Origin of the sequence: Acinetobacter corruptisaponis (genome assembly GCF_030053775.1) — a bacterium.
GTDB lineage: Bacteria > Pseudomonadota > Gammaproteobacteria > Pseudomonadales > Moraxellaceae > Acinetobacter > Acinetobacter corruptisaponis.
Map to the genome: position 1 here is coordinate 2517381 of NZ_CP125669.1, position 15438 is coordinate 2532818.

At 42.9% G+C, this 15438-nt stretch carries 18 protein-coding genes, 1 tRNA gene and 1 pseudogene; 18 read left to right on the plus strand and 2 right to left on the minus strand.

The genetic code is table 11. The features are described from left to right. The first annotated feature begins 1 nt into the window (after position 1). The 16 genes from QLH32_RS11935 to QLH32_RS12010 all read left to right on the plus strand — a co-directional run bounded on the left by QLH32_RS11935 (position 2) and on the right by QLH32_RS12010 (position 11189). Positions 2 to 430 (plus strand): gp436 family protein, encoded by a 429-nt coding sequence (locus QLH32_RS11935; RefSeq protein ID WP_283266400.1) that lies wholly within the window; start codon positions 2 to 4, stop codon positions 428 to 430. Then, positions 424 to 1035 carry a phage protein Gp37 gene (locus tag QLH32_RS11940; protein WP_283266401.1) on the plus strand — a complete coding sequence of 204 codons (612 nt, stop codon included), beginning with the start codon at positions 424 to 426 and terminating at the stop codon, positions 1033 to 1035. The genes QLH32_RS11935 and QLH32_RS11940 overlap by 7 nt, the downstream gene beginning before the upstream one ends. 3 nt (positions 1036 to 1038) lie before the next feature. Further along, positions 1039 to 1323 carry a hypothetical protein gene (locus QLH32_RS11945; protein ID WP_283266402.1) on the plus strand — a complete coding sequence of 95 codons (285 nt, stop codon included), beginning with the start codon at positions 1039 to 1041 and terminating at the stop codon, positions 1321 to 1323. A gap of 161 nt (positions 1324 to 1484) precedes the next feature. Further along, positions 1485 to 1841, plus strand: a complete 357-nt coding sequence (locus QLH32_RS11950) for a hypothetical protein (RefSeq protein WP_283266403.1) — start codon at positions 1485 to 1487, stop codon at positions 1839 to 1841. Positions 1842 to 1843: 2 nt separating this feature from the next. Then, positions 1844 to 2644, plus strand: coding sequence for a phage tail sheath C-terminal domain-containing protein (locus tag QLH32_RS11955; protein WP_283266404.1), 801 nt, complete (start codon positions 1844 to 1846; stop codon positions 2642 to 2644). 122 nt (positions 2645 to 2766) lie between these two features. Continuing rightward, complete coding sequence (locus tag QLH32_RS11960) at positions 2767 to 3144, plus strand: hypothetical protein (protein WP_283266405.1); 378 nt, start codon at positions 2767 to 2769, stop codon at positions 3142 to 3144. Positions 3145 to 3159: 15 nt separating this feature from the next. Beyond that, positions 3160 to 3486: a hypothetical protein gene (locus tag QLH32_RS11965; RefSeq protein WP_283266406.1), complete on the plus strand. Its 327-nt coding sequence runs from the start codon at positions 3160 to 3162 to the stop codon at positions 3484 to 3486. A 5-nt stretch (positions 3487 to 3491) separates the two neighbouring features. Continuing rightward, entirely contained in the window at positions 3492 to 3713 is a 222-nt protein-coding gene (locus tag QLH32_RS11970) for a hypothetical protein (RefSeq protein ID WP_283266407.1), read from the plus strand. Beyond that, a complete protein-coding gene (locus QLH32_RS11975) occupies positions 3710 to 5908 on the plus strand; it encodes a phage tail tape measure protein (protein WP_283266408.1) in 2199 nt (732 codons plus the stop codon). Before QLH32_RS11970 ends, QLH32_RS11975 begins: the two co-directional genes overlap by 4 nt. A gap of 73 nt (positions 5909 to 5981) precedes the next feature. Further along, positions 5982 to 6953, plus strand: coding sequence for a DNA circularization N-terminal domain-containing protein (locus QLH32_RS11980; RefSeq protein WP_283266409.1), 972 nt, complete (start codon positions 5982 to 5984; stop codon positions 6951 to 6953). Between the two features lie 3 nt (positions 6954 to 6956). Beyond that, the gene (locus QLH32_RS11985) at positions 6957 to 7319 is read left to right on the plus strand and encodes a phage GP46 family protein (RefSeq protein WP_283266410.1); all 363 of its coding nucleotides are present in this window, start codon (positions 6957 to 6959) and stop codon (positions 7317 to 7319) included. 1 nt (position 7320) lies between these two features. Continuing rightward, positions 7321 to 8367 carry a baseplate J/gp47 family protein gene (locus QLH32_RS11990; protein WP_283266411.1) on the plus strand — a complete coding sequence of 349 codons (1047 nt, stop codon included), beginning with the start codon at positions 7321 to 7323 and terminating at the stop codon, positions 8365 to 8367. Continuing rightward, the gene (locus tag QLH32_RS11995; RefSeq protein WP_283269330.1) at positions 8367 to 8897 is read left to right on the plus strand and encodes a hypothetical protein; all 531 of its coding nucleotides are present in this window, start codon (positions 8367 to 8369) and stop codon (positions 8895 to 8897) included. The genes QLH32_RS11990 and QLH32_RS11995 overlap by 1 nt, the downstream gene beginning before the upstream one ends. Further along, positions 8897 to 9688 carry a gp53-like domain-containing protein gene (locus tag QLH32_RS12000; protein ID WP_283266412.1) on the plus strand — a complete coding sequence of 264 codons (792 nt, stop codon included), beginning with the start codon at positions 8897 to 8899 and terminating at the stop codon, positions 9686 to 9688. The genes QLH32_RS11995 and QLH32_RS12000 overlap by 1 nt, the downstream gene beginning before the upstream one ends. A 14-nt stretch (positions 9689 to 9702) precedes the next feature. Further along, the gene (locus tag QLH32_RS12005) at positions 9703 to 10737 is read left to right on the plus strand and encodes a hypothetical protein (protein ID WP_283266413.1); all 1035 of its coding nucleotides are present in this window, start codon (positions 9703 to 9705) and stop codon (positions 10735 to 10737) included. 5 nt (positions 10738 to 10742) lie between these two features. Further along, on the plus strand, positions 10743 to 11189 hold the full coding sequence (locus tag QLH32_RS12010; RefSeq protein WP_283266414.1) for a hypothetical protein: 447 nt from the start codon (positions 10743 to 10745) through the stop codon (positions 11187 to 11189). Positions 11190 to 11626: 437 nt separating this feature from the next. Here QLH32_RS12010 and QLH32_RS12015 read toward each other — a convergent pair. Beyond that, positions 11627 to 11898 (minus strand): annotated as a pseudogene (locus tag QLH32_RS12015) (tyrosine-type recombinase/integrase); the annotation flags it as partial. A gap of 179 nt (positions 11899 to 12077) precedes the next feature. Then, a tRNA-Ser gene (locus QLH32_RS12020) sits at positions 12078 to 12167 on the minus strand. Between the two features lie 120 nt (positions 12168 to 12287). Here QLH32_RS12020 and QLH32_RS12025 point away from each other — a divergent pair. Continuing rightward, positions 12288 to 14168, plus strand: a complete 1881-nt coding sequence (locus QLH32_RS12025) for a potassium transporter Kup (protein ID WP_262443028.1) — start codon at positions 12288 to 12290, stop codon at positions 14166 to 14168. Positions 14169 to 14328: 160 nt separating this feature from the next. Then, entirely contained in the window at positions 14329 to 15402 is a 1074-nt protein-coding gene (locus tag QLH32_RS12030; RefSeq protein WP_283266415.1) for a DNA/RNA non-specific endonuclease, read from the plus strand. Positions 15403 to 15438: the final 36 nt, after the last annotated feature.

Consider the following 15438-nt stretch of genomic DNA (forward strand, 5'->3'; position numbering starts at 1 on the left):
GATGAGTTATGTAACGGCAGATGCGATGATTCGGAAATTCGGTGAGCGTGAACTTATTCAGCTCACTGATAATGAAGAGCCTTATCAATATGTGATCAATTATGAAAAATTAGATGCTGCCCTTGAGGAAGCAAATAGTGAAATTGATTCATTTTTAGTAGGGCGTTATCCGCTGCCATTACAGGTCATTCCACCTTTTCTCGTCAGTATTGGTTGTCACCTTGCTCGCTATCATCTTTGCAATGTGATTGTTGAAAATGATCCTATTGCGATTCGATATGGCATTTCAATAAAAAGACTGAAAGACATTTCCAAGAGTGAAACGGGTCTTGGTGGTTCACCAGCTGGTGAGTCTGCTCCGACTGAAAGCTCATCAAACAATGTCACCCTCGTTGTGGGGCGTCGGGATTTTGGAGGTCGTGGATGGTAGACCTCGATCTTTCCATTGTTGAACAAGGCATCAAGGATGTGATGGCTCAACAAGTGACAAGTCAGAAATGGAACTGGATTCGGGAAATCAAGACCTATGGCGGTGAGTTTGATGATGGAACGCTGGTTTGGGTAAAGACATTTCCTGCAATCTGGGTGGCGTTTCAGGGTTCAGGTACACCAAAAAAAACCAGTCACAACAAGACTGAGTATCCAGTCACTTTTGTGGTGCTGGTTGGTGCACGTTCATTGCGAAATGAAGAAACGCAGCGGCATGGTACTGATAGGGATATTGGTACTTATTTAATGCTCAAGCATGTTCATAAATTGCTGATTGGCAATGACCTATCCAGTGTTGGTGTGGTTGGTCTTGATCCGTTAGAGCTTGGCCGAACTAAAACCATTTTCAATAACAAGACAAGTGCTCAATCCATCAGTGTTCTTTCTCAAGAGTTCACGACTCAATACACAATCACTGCTTCAGATCGTGACCGTGAAGAGGAAACAACCGAAGAATATATCCACCGTATTAATGTTGACTATCATTTTATGCCTGACGATGGCATCAAAGACGAGTCTGACTTAATTGAATTACAGGAAAATTAAGCTATGCCTATTCCTAATTTAAAAACACCTGGCACTTATCTGGGCGTGAATATCAACACACAGCGCACGGGCCTGCCAGCCAATGTTCAAAAAGTTTTATTTATCACCAATGATGATCAACCAGAAACAACAGCCATGCCCATTTCGATTTATGACAAAGCACAAGCCGAGTCAATTTTTGGGAGTGGCGAAGTACCAAGTGAGGCTGCACGTATGATCACCGCAGCGATCAAGACAAACCGTGTAGTGGATGTGCAAATCTTGGGAAAGTACCCAGCGGTAACTTGATTAGCTGCGATGGAGCTATTAATAGTATTCATTTTGGTAGCTTTGGAGGGTCATGGGATATTGAGTTGGATGGTACACGATATGCTACGAATGGTGACAACGTTGCATATTACATACGGAATCATTTTTCAAATATTCTTGAAGCCCATGATGATGGCTGGATGGGAGTAATAAATATAGATTCGGTTGCACATCGTATCAAATTGATCCCATTGAATGACCCTGAACAACCTAATGGTTTTACTGCACCTACGATACAGGCAGCCATATATCACCAATCTGGATCAACTGACTATTTTCCATCATTGAACGCAGTCTGTGAGAACTCAAATTATGAAGCTTGGGATCAAGCTATTCCTGAGCCTGAAACGGGGTACGTTGGAAGTTGCAGACCAATTGGCGGTACGGGCGGATATTCAGTGTACAAGGATATTGGCACCACACCTCATCCAACATTTATTGAACACGAAGACGGAAGTTTAACTTTCTGTTTAGCTCCTAATAATGAGGAATTTTAAAAATGTCTATTCAAGAAACAATCGCCCCATTGGGCCATACAATCATTGCATTGTCTGCTCCACCAGTTGACTTGACAGCAACAACGGCTTGGATTGATCACTTAAACTCTGTGAGTGATGCGATCAACCAAAAGCCAGCTATTTTGGTCATTCCCTTTGCCGATGTTGAGGCCGCAGAAGAGTTTGCGGCACAAGCGCCAGTTGAAACATCGTATCGGGTGGTATGCGTTTGCTATCATGGTGCGATGGGTCAAGAACCAGAACTGGCCGCTGCTATGGCGGCAGCTTTGGCTGACTCTAATGACCCTGCTGTACCATTTGACGGTGTCAATCTCGGTGGGATCACTGCTGTTGAAGATCAGTACAAGCTCACATTTGAACGTATTGAAGCCGCACTGAATCACGGTGTCTGCATGATCGAAACGGGTGCAGATGGCAAGCCAGAGATTGTTCGCGCTGTGTCTACATATCGCATCAACCCTGATTCTGGTATTGATGATGACCTGATGCTGGACATCAATGGCGCGCTGGTGATTGACTATACACGCAAAGTCATTCGTGCTGATCTGGCAAAAGAGCGTCGTCGCAAAAATACAGCAGCACAACGTCGCAACGTTCGTTCGATTATTTTGAAACGTCTGACACAGCTGGATGATGCAGAAATCTTGCAGGATGTTCGTGACAATGCGGATCAACTGACCGTCACTGCTGATCAGACGGATCGCTATCGGGTCAATGCAAAAATCCCTGCGAACTGGGTGCGCGGTATGCATGTGATTGCTGGAACAATTGATGTTTATTAACTTTTAGAATCAACATTTAAAGCCTGCAATAGCAGGCTTTAATATTTATGGAAGTCTTTCCGCCTAATAATAAGAAAATAGTTTTTGCACAATAGCCTCATGTTTTTATGAGGTCTCTCAAAATGGCTGACGATGCAGTTACTACAATTGTAATGAGCGTGGATGGCGCTGAATATGACTGTACCAAGTTTAGTTCAACCAAGAATACAGGTGCTAAACGTATCCCGACGATGAACCGTCAACTTAAAGCGAAATACAAATCTAAAGGCATCAGGCTTTATGACCTGACCTGTACCGTTGTTATTCCAGAGGGCAAGGATACTGTTGACTGGGACAATCTGGAAGATGCCCGTATTTCAATTGAATCACCGACTGGTGGTTTTCGTGAAACCTACACAGACTGTAATGTGATTACAGCCAGTGATTCCTATGACGTAAACGGTGATACGTTGCGTGATCTAACATTGTTCGCAATGGACTATTTAAAAGAATCTTTCTAATTTTTAGGTGAAAAAATGAGATTAAGTGTTGTTGGTATGTTGGCTGTAGCCATGACTGTGCTGGTAAAGGATGAAGCGGTCAAATGTAGAAGTATTGAGCTAAGCGATGTCAGTACAGATGAATTATTTGCTGCACGATCCAAGGCCAAAGAGGGTGAATATTTGGCATTGTATGATTTTGTTGTAAAGGTTCAATTGATTGATAGTAAAGGTAACAAATACCCTGTCACTTATGAAATGTTACGTGATACATCATCAGCAAACTATAAAAAGCTGGAAGAACTTGACTATCAGTTGCTGGCAAAGCTCAGCGCCGAGAGTTTAGAGAACCCATCCAGCTAGTCGCCTTGCTACATCAGGCAGGCATTGACTTGAAAGATGCTGAAAAAATGCCGATGCACTATGCATTGGCATTTTTGTCTGAAAAGACAGATTTAATACAGCGTGTGAAATCTAAACTTGAGCATGAGCGGCTACAGAATACTCATGCAGCACCATCGTCAAATACAAAGACTTATGTTGCAACCGAGCGTAAACATTCAAAACCCAAGTCTGGAGTAAATAAATGAGCAATAGTAATTCTACCGTTTCATTGACGCTTCAGATTAAGGGGCAGCAAGCTGGTCAGGAAATGAAAAAGATTGCTGACCAGCAGATCACAGCAACCAAGCAAATCAACCAACAGTGGACGCAGATCGGCTCGGCACAGGCCAAGTTTGTGACAACAGCCAAGGCTGGTACTCAGGCCACTGTACAGACTGCCCGTGCCAGTGATGGCCTGCTTAAAACAAATCGTATGATGGAGGGTGTGTTACGCCAGCAGTCCATCCAGACCCGTATCCAGTCACAGCAATTTAAACAGCAACAAGCAACAGTCCAACGTCTGACTGGTCTAATGCAACAACAGCAACAGTCTGCACAGCAGCTTGCCCGCTGGATGAAACAGGTTGAGTCTTCAAGTAAACAGACACATCAACAGACTCAGCAAACTGTCTCACTCTGGCAAAAAGGTGCTGCCATCACTGCTGGTGTGGCAGCTGGTGGAGCCATTGTTTCTAGCGCTTTACAACAGCCTCGTGATTATGATCGCCAAATGGCTGGTATTGCTTTAACCGCTGCTGGCAGTAATAGATTAACACCTGAACAATACAATAAGTTGAATTTGCAAGCTCAACAGTTGGTGAAAGATTCTATTCGTCAAGGGGGTGGTAAACGTGAGGATGTGTCAGCAGCATTAGGAGAATTTGTTGCTGGTGGATATGATTTGGATACAGCAAAAAAACCATTGCTTTTAAGCAATCAAGCTGCCACTGCTGCTAATGCTGATGTGGTTGATATGGCAAAAACAGGAAAAGCATTAAAACAATATGGAATACCTGAAACGCAAATGGAATTGGCTTACGATAAAATTATTATGGCTGGTAAAGCAGGTTCTTTTGAAATACCAGATATGGCAAAACATTTACCAAAAATATTAACCTCTGCAACTGGAGCTGGTTATGGTGGACAAGATGGGCTAAATAAAGTTTTAGCTTCAATGCAGATTTCAATGTTGACGGCATCCGCGCCTGATGATGCGGGAAATAACTTAAAGAATTTATATGACAAACTTCAGTCTGTTGATTTTGCAAATGCTGTTGGTAAGTCCGTGCCAATTAAAAAAGGTGATCCCATTAAAAAAGATGGGAAAAAAACTGTATTCGATTGGAATCAATATGCATTAGATTCAAAAGCCAAAGGCATAGACCAGATCGAGGCTTTAGCTTTATTACTAGATAGGCAATTTACTGATAATAAAAATTGGATACGCCTTAAATCGGAAGTCTCACAAATAAAAGGAAATGATGATCTTGCCAACCAGAAAAGACGTGAAAAGCTTATGCAGATGTCACAAATGGCAGAATCAAGTGAGGTTAGTAAGCTTTTAGTAGATCGTGAGGCCCGTGCATCAGCACTAGCTCATTTGACCAATAGAACGCAATTAAAAACTATAGAATCATCAATAGGCGATGCACAAGGAATTATGCAAAACAATCTTGCATATAACCAAACCAAAGATTTTTATAAAAATGATTTGGTTTTGGCTGAAAAGCAATTTGCACAATCCAAAGCATATGATGCTATTTCTGAATCTTTAGGTAATGCAAAAGATAAGGTCATTTCATGGGCGCAAGGCAACGAGAATCTTGCTGCCACTGCTTATGGTGCAAGTGTCGCTGTGGCAGCATTAGGTGCAGCAGCTGGTATTGCAGCTATAGCCACTGGTGGCAAAGGCGGATTGGGTGGTTTGCTTGGACGTGGTGCTGGCGTGGCAACTGGTGCAGGTGCAATGGCTGGCGGTGGAGCCTTGGCAACCGCTGGTCAGGTAGCCATTGCTGGTGGTGTTGGCTATGGCATTGGTACAGGTATTCGCAATATGTACATGATGACAGAAACAGGCCAGAAATTTGATGATTTTCTTGGTGAAAAAATAACTCAGACCCTTGCGTTATTTGGTAATGATAACGCTCAAGCTGCCCTTGAATCACAAGCAAAATATGACGAAATGATTGCACAACAGGAAGCGCAGAATCAGAAAATCGAAGAACAAACCCAACTCAGCAAAGACCTGTCAAATAAACTGAGTACCTTGATTACTGTTACCCAGCAGAATAAACCTGTGGTGAATATCAATGGTGGTTCATTGGTTGACCAGATTTCACAGCATGCTGCCAAGGAAGAAAAACGACACGGAGTTGATTTGCTCTCATACGGTCAAAAATAAATGGAAGCCTTTCCGCCTAATATAAAAGTTTAGTTTTTCGCACAATAAACCTCACTAAAGTGAGGTTTTTGTTATGGGCTGGAAAGATGATTTACAGGATGCGAGCTTTCGTGGTGTGCAGTTTGAATGCACATCTACAAATGAATCTGGTTCTAAATCCTTAGCAGTCAAACAGCCGCCATATTCTAACAAAGCCTCTGTTGAGGATATGGGTAACAACCCACTCAAGATCAGTATTGATGCGGTTTTTTCTGGCGAAAACTATAAAATCGAAATGGATGCCCTGTGGGCTGCTCTGGTCGCTACTGGATCGGGTGAACTGATCCACCCTATTCATGGGGTGATGCAAGTCTATGCTGAAAGCTATCAGATCGGTCATGTCGCTGAAGAAGTTGATGCATGCAAAATCTCAATTGAGTTTATTCAGGCTGAAGACAAGGAACGTCCGCTATTTATTCCTATAGCTGTCCCTGTTTCAATTCCTTTATACAGTATTCCTGATTCGCCAGTTTCAGCACTTCAGTCAGTGCTAAAAAAACTACAGCAGTTCAATCCAAACAAGTTTTTTTCTTTCGTCAATAAAATCCGCGATGGCATCAGTGCAGCCCGTCAGTTCTTGGGTACTGTTAAAGGTGCAATAGAAAATGTCCTGTCACCAGATTGGATAGTCGGTCTTATTGATGATGCAACACGACTGGCAACTTTCGATACCAACATTTCCGCGATTTCAAAATGGCGTGATGTATTTAAGCGCATACAGCGTTTTGAAAAGCTTTTTCAGAATGATGACGATACGCCCAAAGTCATGCAACAGACATGGCGTGCGGTTCAGGTTTATGACCAGTTTGGGCATCAGGTACTGCTACACCAAGACGGCATAAAAATGACTGGAAACGTTGAGATCGTTGGCGGATTAAAGGTTTCAGAAAATATTGAGTCAGAGGGCGAAGTTTCTGACAAAACAGGCTCAATGCAGCAAATGAGGGTTACTTACAACATTCACCTACATGGCAGCAGTCCACCAGCTGCTCCACCAATGGAGTAAACAATGGGAAATATTAATTTAGAAACCAAAGACTATGTGCTCAACAGTCTTGATGCTGCCTTTAATGATGATGTGGTTCAGTCGGCTTGTTTGCGCCTCAATATCCATCGTGGGCGTTACTGGGCTGATCCAGATTTAGGAAGCCGTTTCTATATGTTGAAACGCTCAAAAGATGTGCCGCGTATGCTTCAGATTGTCAAGCAATACGCTGAAGATGCCTTGGCTGATTTAGTGCCTGTACGTTTGCAGTCCTTGATTGTATCAACCACTCAGACGATTAAAAGCCGTATTGACCTGAGCATTGAAATTACACGTTTGACTGGTGAGAAGCAAACCATTCAATATTTTGTGACAGTGGGCGGTTGATATGGCGTACTCGATCAAAACGTTTTATGAAATCCATGAGCTGATTGTTCAGGAAATTCGCAATAAAACAGGCTTAACAGTTCCAGCGGACTCAGATGCGAGTATTCGCGCAGATGGTACAGCTTCTGTCGTTGAAGGTTTGTACCATCATCAGGCATATATTCAAAAACAGTTATTTATTGCCACTGCTGACGAGCCATACCTTTATATACATGCTGAAGAACTTGGTTCACCAAGATTAGGTGGTACTCAGGCTTCAGGTACGGGTACAGCAATTTCCAATGTCGATATAACCATTGTTGCTGGTAGCAAGGTCACGGATGGCAAAAGTCACTACTGGAGTGTTGTGACTGATGTGGTCTTGACTGCAAATGTGCCTGTCATCATCAATGTTGTAGCTGATCAGGTCGGTGCGAGCTGGAATACGAGCAGCTCACTGATCTGGATTAGTCCAGCCGCTGGCCTGAACGGTACTGTCACTGATGTGAGCATTGGCGGCGGTTCAGATCAAGAGGAACTGGAAGACTGGCGTGCACGTTTATTGGAGCGTAAGCAACTAGGTTTATCGCGTGACCGTGCGGCTGATCTGGTCAACTTCATGAAAGCGGTTACAGGTGTGCAGGATGTTTATGTCTATCCAAAGCGTCGTGGTCTTGGTTCTGTAGACGTTGCGATCACTGCTGTTGGCAATCCGCCAACGTTGCCCAGTCAAGGATTGCTGGATACTGCACAAGCGGCCTTGGATGAATATGCAGGCTTTTGGGCCGATTGCAAAGTTTATTCACCGACTGAGCAGCTTGTACCAGTCTCGGCGATTGTTGCTGGTGTAGGTGTCAACCTCAATCAAATTGAGCAAGTCATTCGGGACTACTTTGCAGAGCTTGCTCCAGCTGAGACATATCAGGCATCCGTTCTGGTTGCTCGCATCATCGCATTGCCAAATGTCACGGATGTCACACTGACACCATCCTCAAACATTGTGCCAACCGTAGACTGGATGCATACCTACTGGTTGCGCCTAGGTACTTTAGCAGTGAGTGGAGCATGATGACTTTAGAAGAAACCACCAAAATCTACGCTTCAGTATTGCGCCAGTTGTTGCCTGCGGGTGGTTATGACACGGCACAAAACACGGTGATTGCCGCTGATGTTTATGCACATGCAAAAGCACTGGCCCAAGCCGATCTTGATGCAAAGCGGCTTTTGAGCGTGCTGGAATCTATTCCGCCTGAATTACTTGCTGAGTATGAAAATGAATATGGTCTGCCACTTAAATGCCAGACCAACGTCGCTCAGACGGTTGAAGAACGTCTGCAAATCGTCAACTGGATCAGAAACACTAAAAACGTTCTCAATAGAGCTTATATCGAGCAACTTTTAACAGTTTTTGGTCTTGATTTTGAACTTGTGACATATAAGCCGATGCAGTGCACCGCACCTTGCACTTCACCAGTCAATACCGAGCAGCTCAGGTACAAAGTCAAACTGAAGCTGCAAAGTCCTGTTAATGCTGACCTTGACTGTATTATCTATAACTACTTACCAGCGTTCATTCGCTATGATTTGGAGACAATTTAATGAAGCGAATTGATAGTATTAATGCTCGTCCGAATGCCAACGGAGCTGGAAAAACAGGCTTTCATGACAATGCCGACTTGTCTGGACAGGATGCAACTTATCTCACACCTGATTTTATGAACCATCTTCAGGAAGAACTGTGCAATCTGCTTGAGATGAACGGGGTTGCGCTTAACTCAAATGCACGCGATCAGCTCTATCAGTTGCTTGCAACGAATGCTGATATTGATGCTTTGGCGGCTGCTACTCAGGTAAAACTTGATCAAGAGCAGCAATGGCGTACTAACGCTGATAACAACTTGCAACAGCTAATTTGGCAAGTTGACGGCTGGCGGGCTGATGCCGATGCAGGACTGCAACAGCAAATTAATAATGAACAAGCTGCAAGAATTTTTAGTGATAATTTGCTTAATGACAAAATTGACAATGAAATTGAAGAAAGGGTAAATGAAGCGGCTGCACTAGCTACTCAAAAATTAGATAAATCTGGTGGAGCGATTACAGGTACTTTGACCGTTGGCGAATCATTTTTTAATGGCGCATATTCCTATTCTATCAATGGCTATACGCAACTGCCAAATGGTTTTATTTTGCAATGGGGAAAGGCGGAAGGATCAAATGGTTTGGATGTGACATTCCCGATTCCATTTCCAACTCAACTTTTGAATCTTCAGATTACTGACAATCAAGGAAGTTCAACACACGGGTATGACTCATCTGATGCAACTGGTTTCCAGATGCACACATCGGTGGGGACATTAAGTTTTGATTGGTTTGCAATTGGACATTAAAAAAGGATATTAATATGACTTTCTCTCAACGTGACTTTGCAACAGGTCAAGTCGTCCGTAAATTGAATGCTTTGGGCACTGGTGGAGGTGGTGGCGGAATTACTGTACTCGACTATGATGCAACAGACCCTGCAAACTATGTAAGTGAAAATATTACACTTGCTGATTTTGAAGCAGTCAATGGCTCTGCACTGATTGACACAGTAAATAATCAATTTAAGGCGGATGTAGCTCAAAGTGCATATATAAATGCACCCTACAACATTTCTACAGAATATGCGGCCATTAAACTTGGAACTATCCCACAGTCTGGCAGTGTCACAGTTGACTATAGCCATTATGCAGACTACGCACTTGCACTTATATTTAAAGACAATACAAATACAATTCAGAATGTTGTTGAAAAACACTTAATTCAAAACTGGACTATGGACTCAATTCCACGGAATCTCGGCATACTTTACAACAACTCTGGTGATGATCACTACAACCCACCCTATGAGGGTTTGCTCTCAAAAACCCGCTATAAATTGGAGAGTGGTAGTAATGATTCAAGTAACGATGTCTACGATCTGGCAGTTTATGGCACAGCCCCAATAACCCTGCAATTTGGTAGTGGTCTTAATGTACTGATGCAGGGATTAGGTGTAACAACAGAAGCTGAGGTTATCGATACTTTATTGACAATGGGTATGTCAATTGAAGACATTCAGCAGATTTTATTGAATTATAAGTCTTTTTCAGTACTGTTCTATGATGACATTCTTGTGAAAATCCCGCCATCGTCCACAGAAATGTATGTCGTACTCATGCCAAAAATCAATGAAGCTGCTTACGATCTGCAAGACACAACTGTAGACCCTGCATGGGCTGTATCAATATCGATGAATGCCCAACACATCTCAAAATGGAATGTTCCAGCAAATTGCCCTGATGGTACATATCTAAAGATTAGTGGCAATTGTCAGTTGTTGGGCCATAACTGTAAAACGGGAGACTATTTACAGGTTTATGCGAATGGCACACAAGGTATTTTAATTAAAGGATAAAAGCGATGTCATCTGTTTTAACTTTAACAACTTTGGATTTAAATGGGCTTGATCTCGATACAGTTGGGAAAGCTCTGTTTCAGCAACTTATTATTTATAAGGTTGAAAATGCCGAAATAAAAGTACCAGCACAGTTTGTTGACAAGGCGCAGGCGGTTATAAATCGTTTAGCCAGTCAAATGCCTGATTTAATTCCAGTGCAATTTCATTACATGCTGAATAAATATGGTTTTGATGATGCGATAGCAGTGCTATTACCTAATTTGAAGCTAGAAGATTTAGATAAGTACGCAATGTACAAGGCTTACTTAGAGCAAGCGAGATTCTATGAATTTAGTAAAACACTCGAAATGTTCAATGACATTCAAGACAAGTTTACTGCAATAGATGAAAATCTAAATTTTAATGTTGAACAGTTGAAAGCGATGTGGCAAGAAGCTAGTCAGATATAAGTCAACTTGGCGATTTAGAAGATTGGGTAATATAAATATTTGAAATTCATTTTCATGTATTGAAATGAATTAATATATTAATTATCTCGAAATTTTTCTGAAATTATCTCGACGCGCATCAATTTTTCACGGAAATGAGTATTCAATGAGTCTATGTCAGTAATGTTTTTATTGGTATATTTTAACTCGAGCAACTTTTCAATCAGCGCATTTTCGAGGTTATTTTCTGAGCTGGTCATATCATTCCATCATGAAAAAACAAGGGCTATTTTACTGATAGCTTATCTAAAAGAGTTATCATACGATAATTCACTTGATTTAACTCATATATATAAATATACGATAGCCGTCAGGATAAAATATATGCGATATATTTGGTATCGATAGCTTGTTTAGGTCACAATTTAATCTTGATGTGAACCTAAACTCAAAAAGTTTTAAGACTTGGTAAAGACATGATTTCCCCCCCTTAAGCTATCAATAAAATCAGACCAGTCCTGCATCATCTTAATACGGTAGTCTAAATGTTGAGCATGGTTGTAAGCCTGCGATACAGCATTACTAACTCTGTGTGCAAGTTGGATTTCAATAGCATCATGCATATAACCTTGCTCATGTAAGATCGTAGAAGCAAGCCCACGGAAACCATGACCTGTCATTTTACCGTTATAACCCATAATGCGATTGCACATAGCAGAGTATTGCTACTTGAATGATATCCGTACAGATTGGGGGACGATTATTTACATCTAATTTTTGTCCCCCAATTATCCCCCAACTATCTCAGGATTCAATAGGGTCAATTGGAAAACATAAGGCAATAAAAAAAGCCTAAACCCTTTAGATTTAAGCTTTTAGGACTCTATGAGATATCATAGAAAGTAATCTTGGCGGTGAGAGAGGGATTCGAACCCTCGATACGCGCAAACGTATACACACTTTCCAGGCGTGCTCCTTCAGCCACTCGGACACCTCACCAAGGTGTGCGATAGTAACCAAAAAAAAGCGAGCTGCCAAGTTGTTACAGCATAGATTTGCAGAAAAACTTTTTGGCTAGTGATAATATTGCGCTATAACGCTCTATATTGAAGACAATATATGCAAAGTACTGCAAAAAAAGCCGCATTGCCTGCGATGACGCTGGCAGCCTTAGGGGTCGTATTTGGAGATATTGGAACGAGTCCGCTTTATGCAATACGGCAATGTTTTGTTACAGGGCATGTTGCGATTAATGAATCCACCATTCTGGGAATCCTCTCCCTGATCTTCTGGTGCATGAACCTCACCATTAGCTTCAAGTATGTATCGATGATTATGCGTGCGGACAACAATGGTGAGGGCGGGATCATGTCGCTCCTGGCACTGAATCTACGCTCAACGGTATTTACCGATAAAAATAAGATATTTCTGATTGCACTCGGCTTTATTGGCGCATCACTGTTTTTTGGCGATGGCATTATCACCCCAGCAATTTCTGTCCTGTCTGCTATTGAAGGCCTAAGTTTGGTCACACCAGCTTTGGACCAATGGCTGGTGCCGATTGCACTGGGCATTTTAACCGCCTTGTTTCTGGTTCAGCGTCACGGAACTGCCACCATGGGCAAGTTCTTCGGGCCTATCACGCTGTTGTGGTTTGTTTCCATTGGTCTGATTGGGCTATGGAGCATCATCCAGACCCCTTATGTGCTGATGATGGTCAATCCCTATTGGGCGATTCATTTTGTGGTTGACCAGCCTGTGATTGCGTTCATTACCATGGGCGCGGTGATCCTGACCATGACAGGGGGCGAGGCACTATATGCCGATATGGGCCATTTTGGGCGTTTGCCGATTAAACTGGCCTGGTTTATTGTGGTGTTGCCTTGTTTATTGCTGAATTATGCAGGACAGGGTGCTTTGCTGTTACGCGACATCAAGGCCATTGAAAACCCATTTTATTTACTGGTGCCCGAATGGGCGTTATTCCCAATGATTGGGCTGGCAACTGCGGCAGCGGTCATTGCTTCACAGGCGGTGATTACAGGCGTATTTTCCATGGCGAATCAGGCAATGCAACTACGTTATTTGCCCCGTTTGGCGGTTTACCATACTTCGGATGTAGAGCAAGGACAGATTTATTTACCTTTTATTAATTGGGTACTTTATATCTCAGTGGTGATTTTGATTTTACTGTTTGAAAGCAGTGCGGAACTGGCCAGCGCCTATGGTGTTGCAGTGACCATGACCATGCTGTGCGGTACTATCCTGATCTCCACCCTGGCCTATGGTGTATGGCGTTGGCCGTTCTGGAAAGTGGCGATATTCGCAGTGCCTTTCCTAATCATTGACCTGGTTTTTGTGGGTTCAACCTCATTAAAAATTCTCTCAGGTGGATGGGTGCCAATCCTGATTGGCGTGGTGGTGTACACGATATTGATGACCTGGAAACGTGGACGGGAAATTGTATATACCCGTATGGAAACCAATGCCTTGCCGATTGAGTTATTCATTAAAAGTATTGGTATGAGTAAGGAAACCCATTTTGTACCAGGTGAGGCGATTTTCCTGACTGGTACGCCAAACATTGTTCCCCATGCCATGCTGCATAACATCAAGCACAACAAGGTGCTGCATGAACGTAATGTGATGGTGACAGTGTATACCCAGGACATTCCCTATGTGGAGGCAGAGGATCGTTTAAAGGTTGAAAAACTGGATGACCATTTCTATCGCATCTTTATGTACTACGGTTTCAAGGACCAGCCAAATATTCCAAATGCACTGGAACAGGCGTATCAGCAACTTGGCTTTGAGTTTGATATGATGCAGATGAGCTTTTTTATCTCACGTGACCGCATTGTGCATACGGTGGGGGATGGTATGTCGCCATGGCGTGAGAAGCTATTTATCTCAATGCAACGTAATACCAGCCCTGTGAGTGACTTCTATCAAATTCCGACCAACCGTGTGGTAGAACTGGGTAGCCAGATCGAGATCTAGTGAAAATACAAATAAAAATGGCACTTTCGAGTGCCTTTTTTATTGCCTGCTGATCAAGTGAACAGTTTTGCGACATAAAGTGTCGTTCTAGGCGGTAGCGCAATATACAGCATGCTCCTGAATTGTTAAGCTTCGCGTTCATGTTGATCTTGATGTGGTTATGGCAAAGAAACCAAGCAAAAAGGCTAAAACTCAAGCTAATTTTTTAAGCCAGAATATTGGAAAAATTGTTCTTGCTTTGATCGCAACAGGCAGTTTCGCAATTGCATTTGGTAATGAAAAAATTTCTAAATTAATTCCTTTGCCATCGAGTCATGGGGCTTGTTTAGAACAATTTTATCGAGATGTTCCTCCTTTACTTACAAAAGAAAGTCTAAAAAAAGATAGTTATGCGCTGTGCTTTAATGACTTTAACGTGATGTATTCGGGGGTCTCTAAAACCCCGTTGTGGTCGGCCGAGTATCTGACACCTGAACGTTTAAGCATCAAGATCAAGCGTGAAGACAATTTCCATGAGGAAACACGGGTGCAACAGGCGCATCGTGCATTGCTGACAGACTACCGTGGTTCAGGCTATGACCGTGGGCACATGGCGCCAAATGGCGATATGAATAACACCGCTGCACAATATGATAGTTTCTCTTTAGCTAATATGGTGCCACAGGCCCCTAAAAATAATCAGGAAGTCTGGCGTAAGCTGGAGGAGGCCGTGCGCGCGATTGTGACCAAACAGCATAGGGATGCCTATATTGTCACAGGTCCCGTGTTTGAGGGAAAGCGGCTCAAAACCATTGGGAATGGCGTGATTGTGCCAACGGCCGTGTATAAGGCGGTGTATCTGCCCAAACAGGGGATTAGCGGTGCCTATTATGCACCTAACAATGATTCACAGCAGGTCAGGGTCGTCAGTATCTGTTATCTGGAAGAGAAGCTGGGGGTTAATTTATTCCCGCAACTGACCGAGCAGCAGAAGCGCAACATCTATCAGTTACCGTTGAGCGCAGCTCAGGTGAAAGCCAGCCAAGACATTAAATATATGCGTTGGGATGCGGAAAGCCAGTGTGCGGAAGAAGCCGATACCGCCAGCATTCAGGCTCAACAAAAGCAGTTTGCTTCAGGACAGTCCCAGACTGCTGAAAGTAAGTTGCCACAGATTGATGAGGAAACCAAGCAGGCCCTCATCAAGCAGTTGGTTGATGCGATGGTGCAGTATTTTTTACAATTGTTGAGATAATGTAGGGCCTATTGAAAATTATCAGGGTTTGGCTCA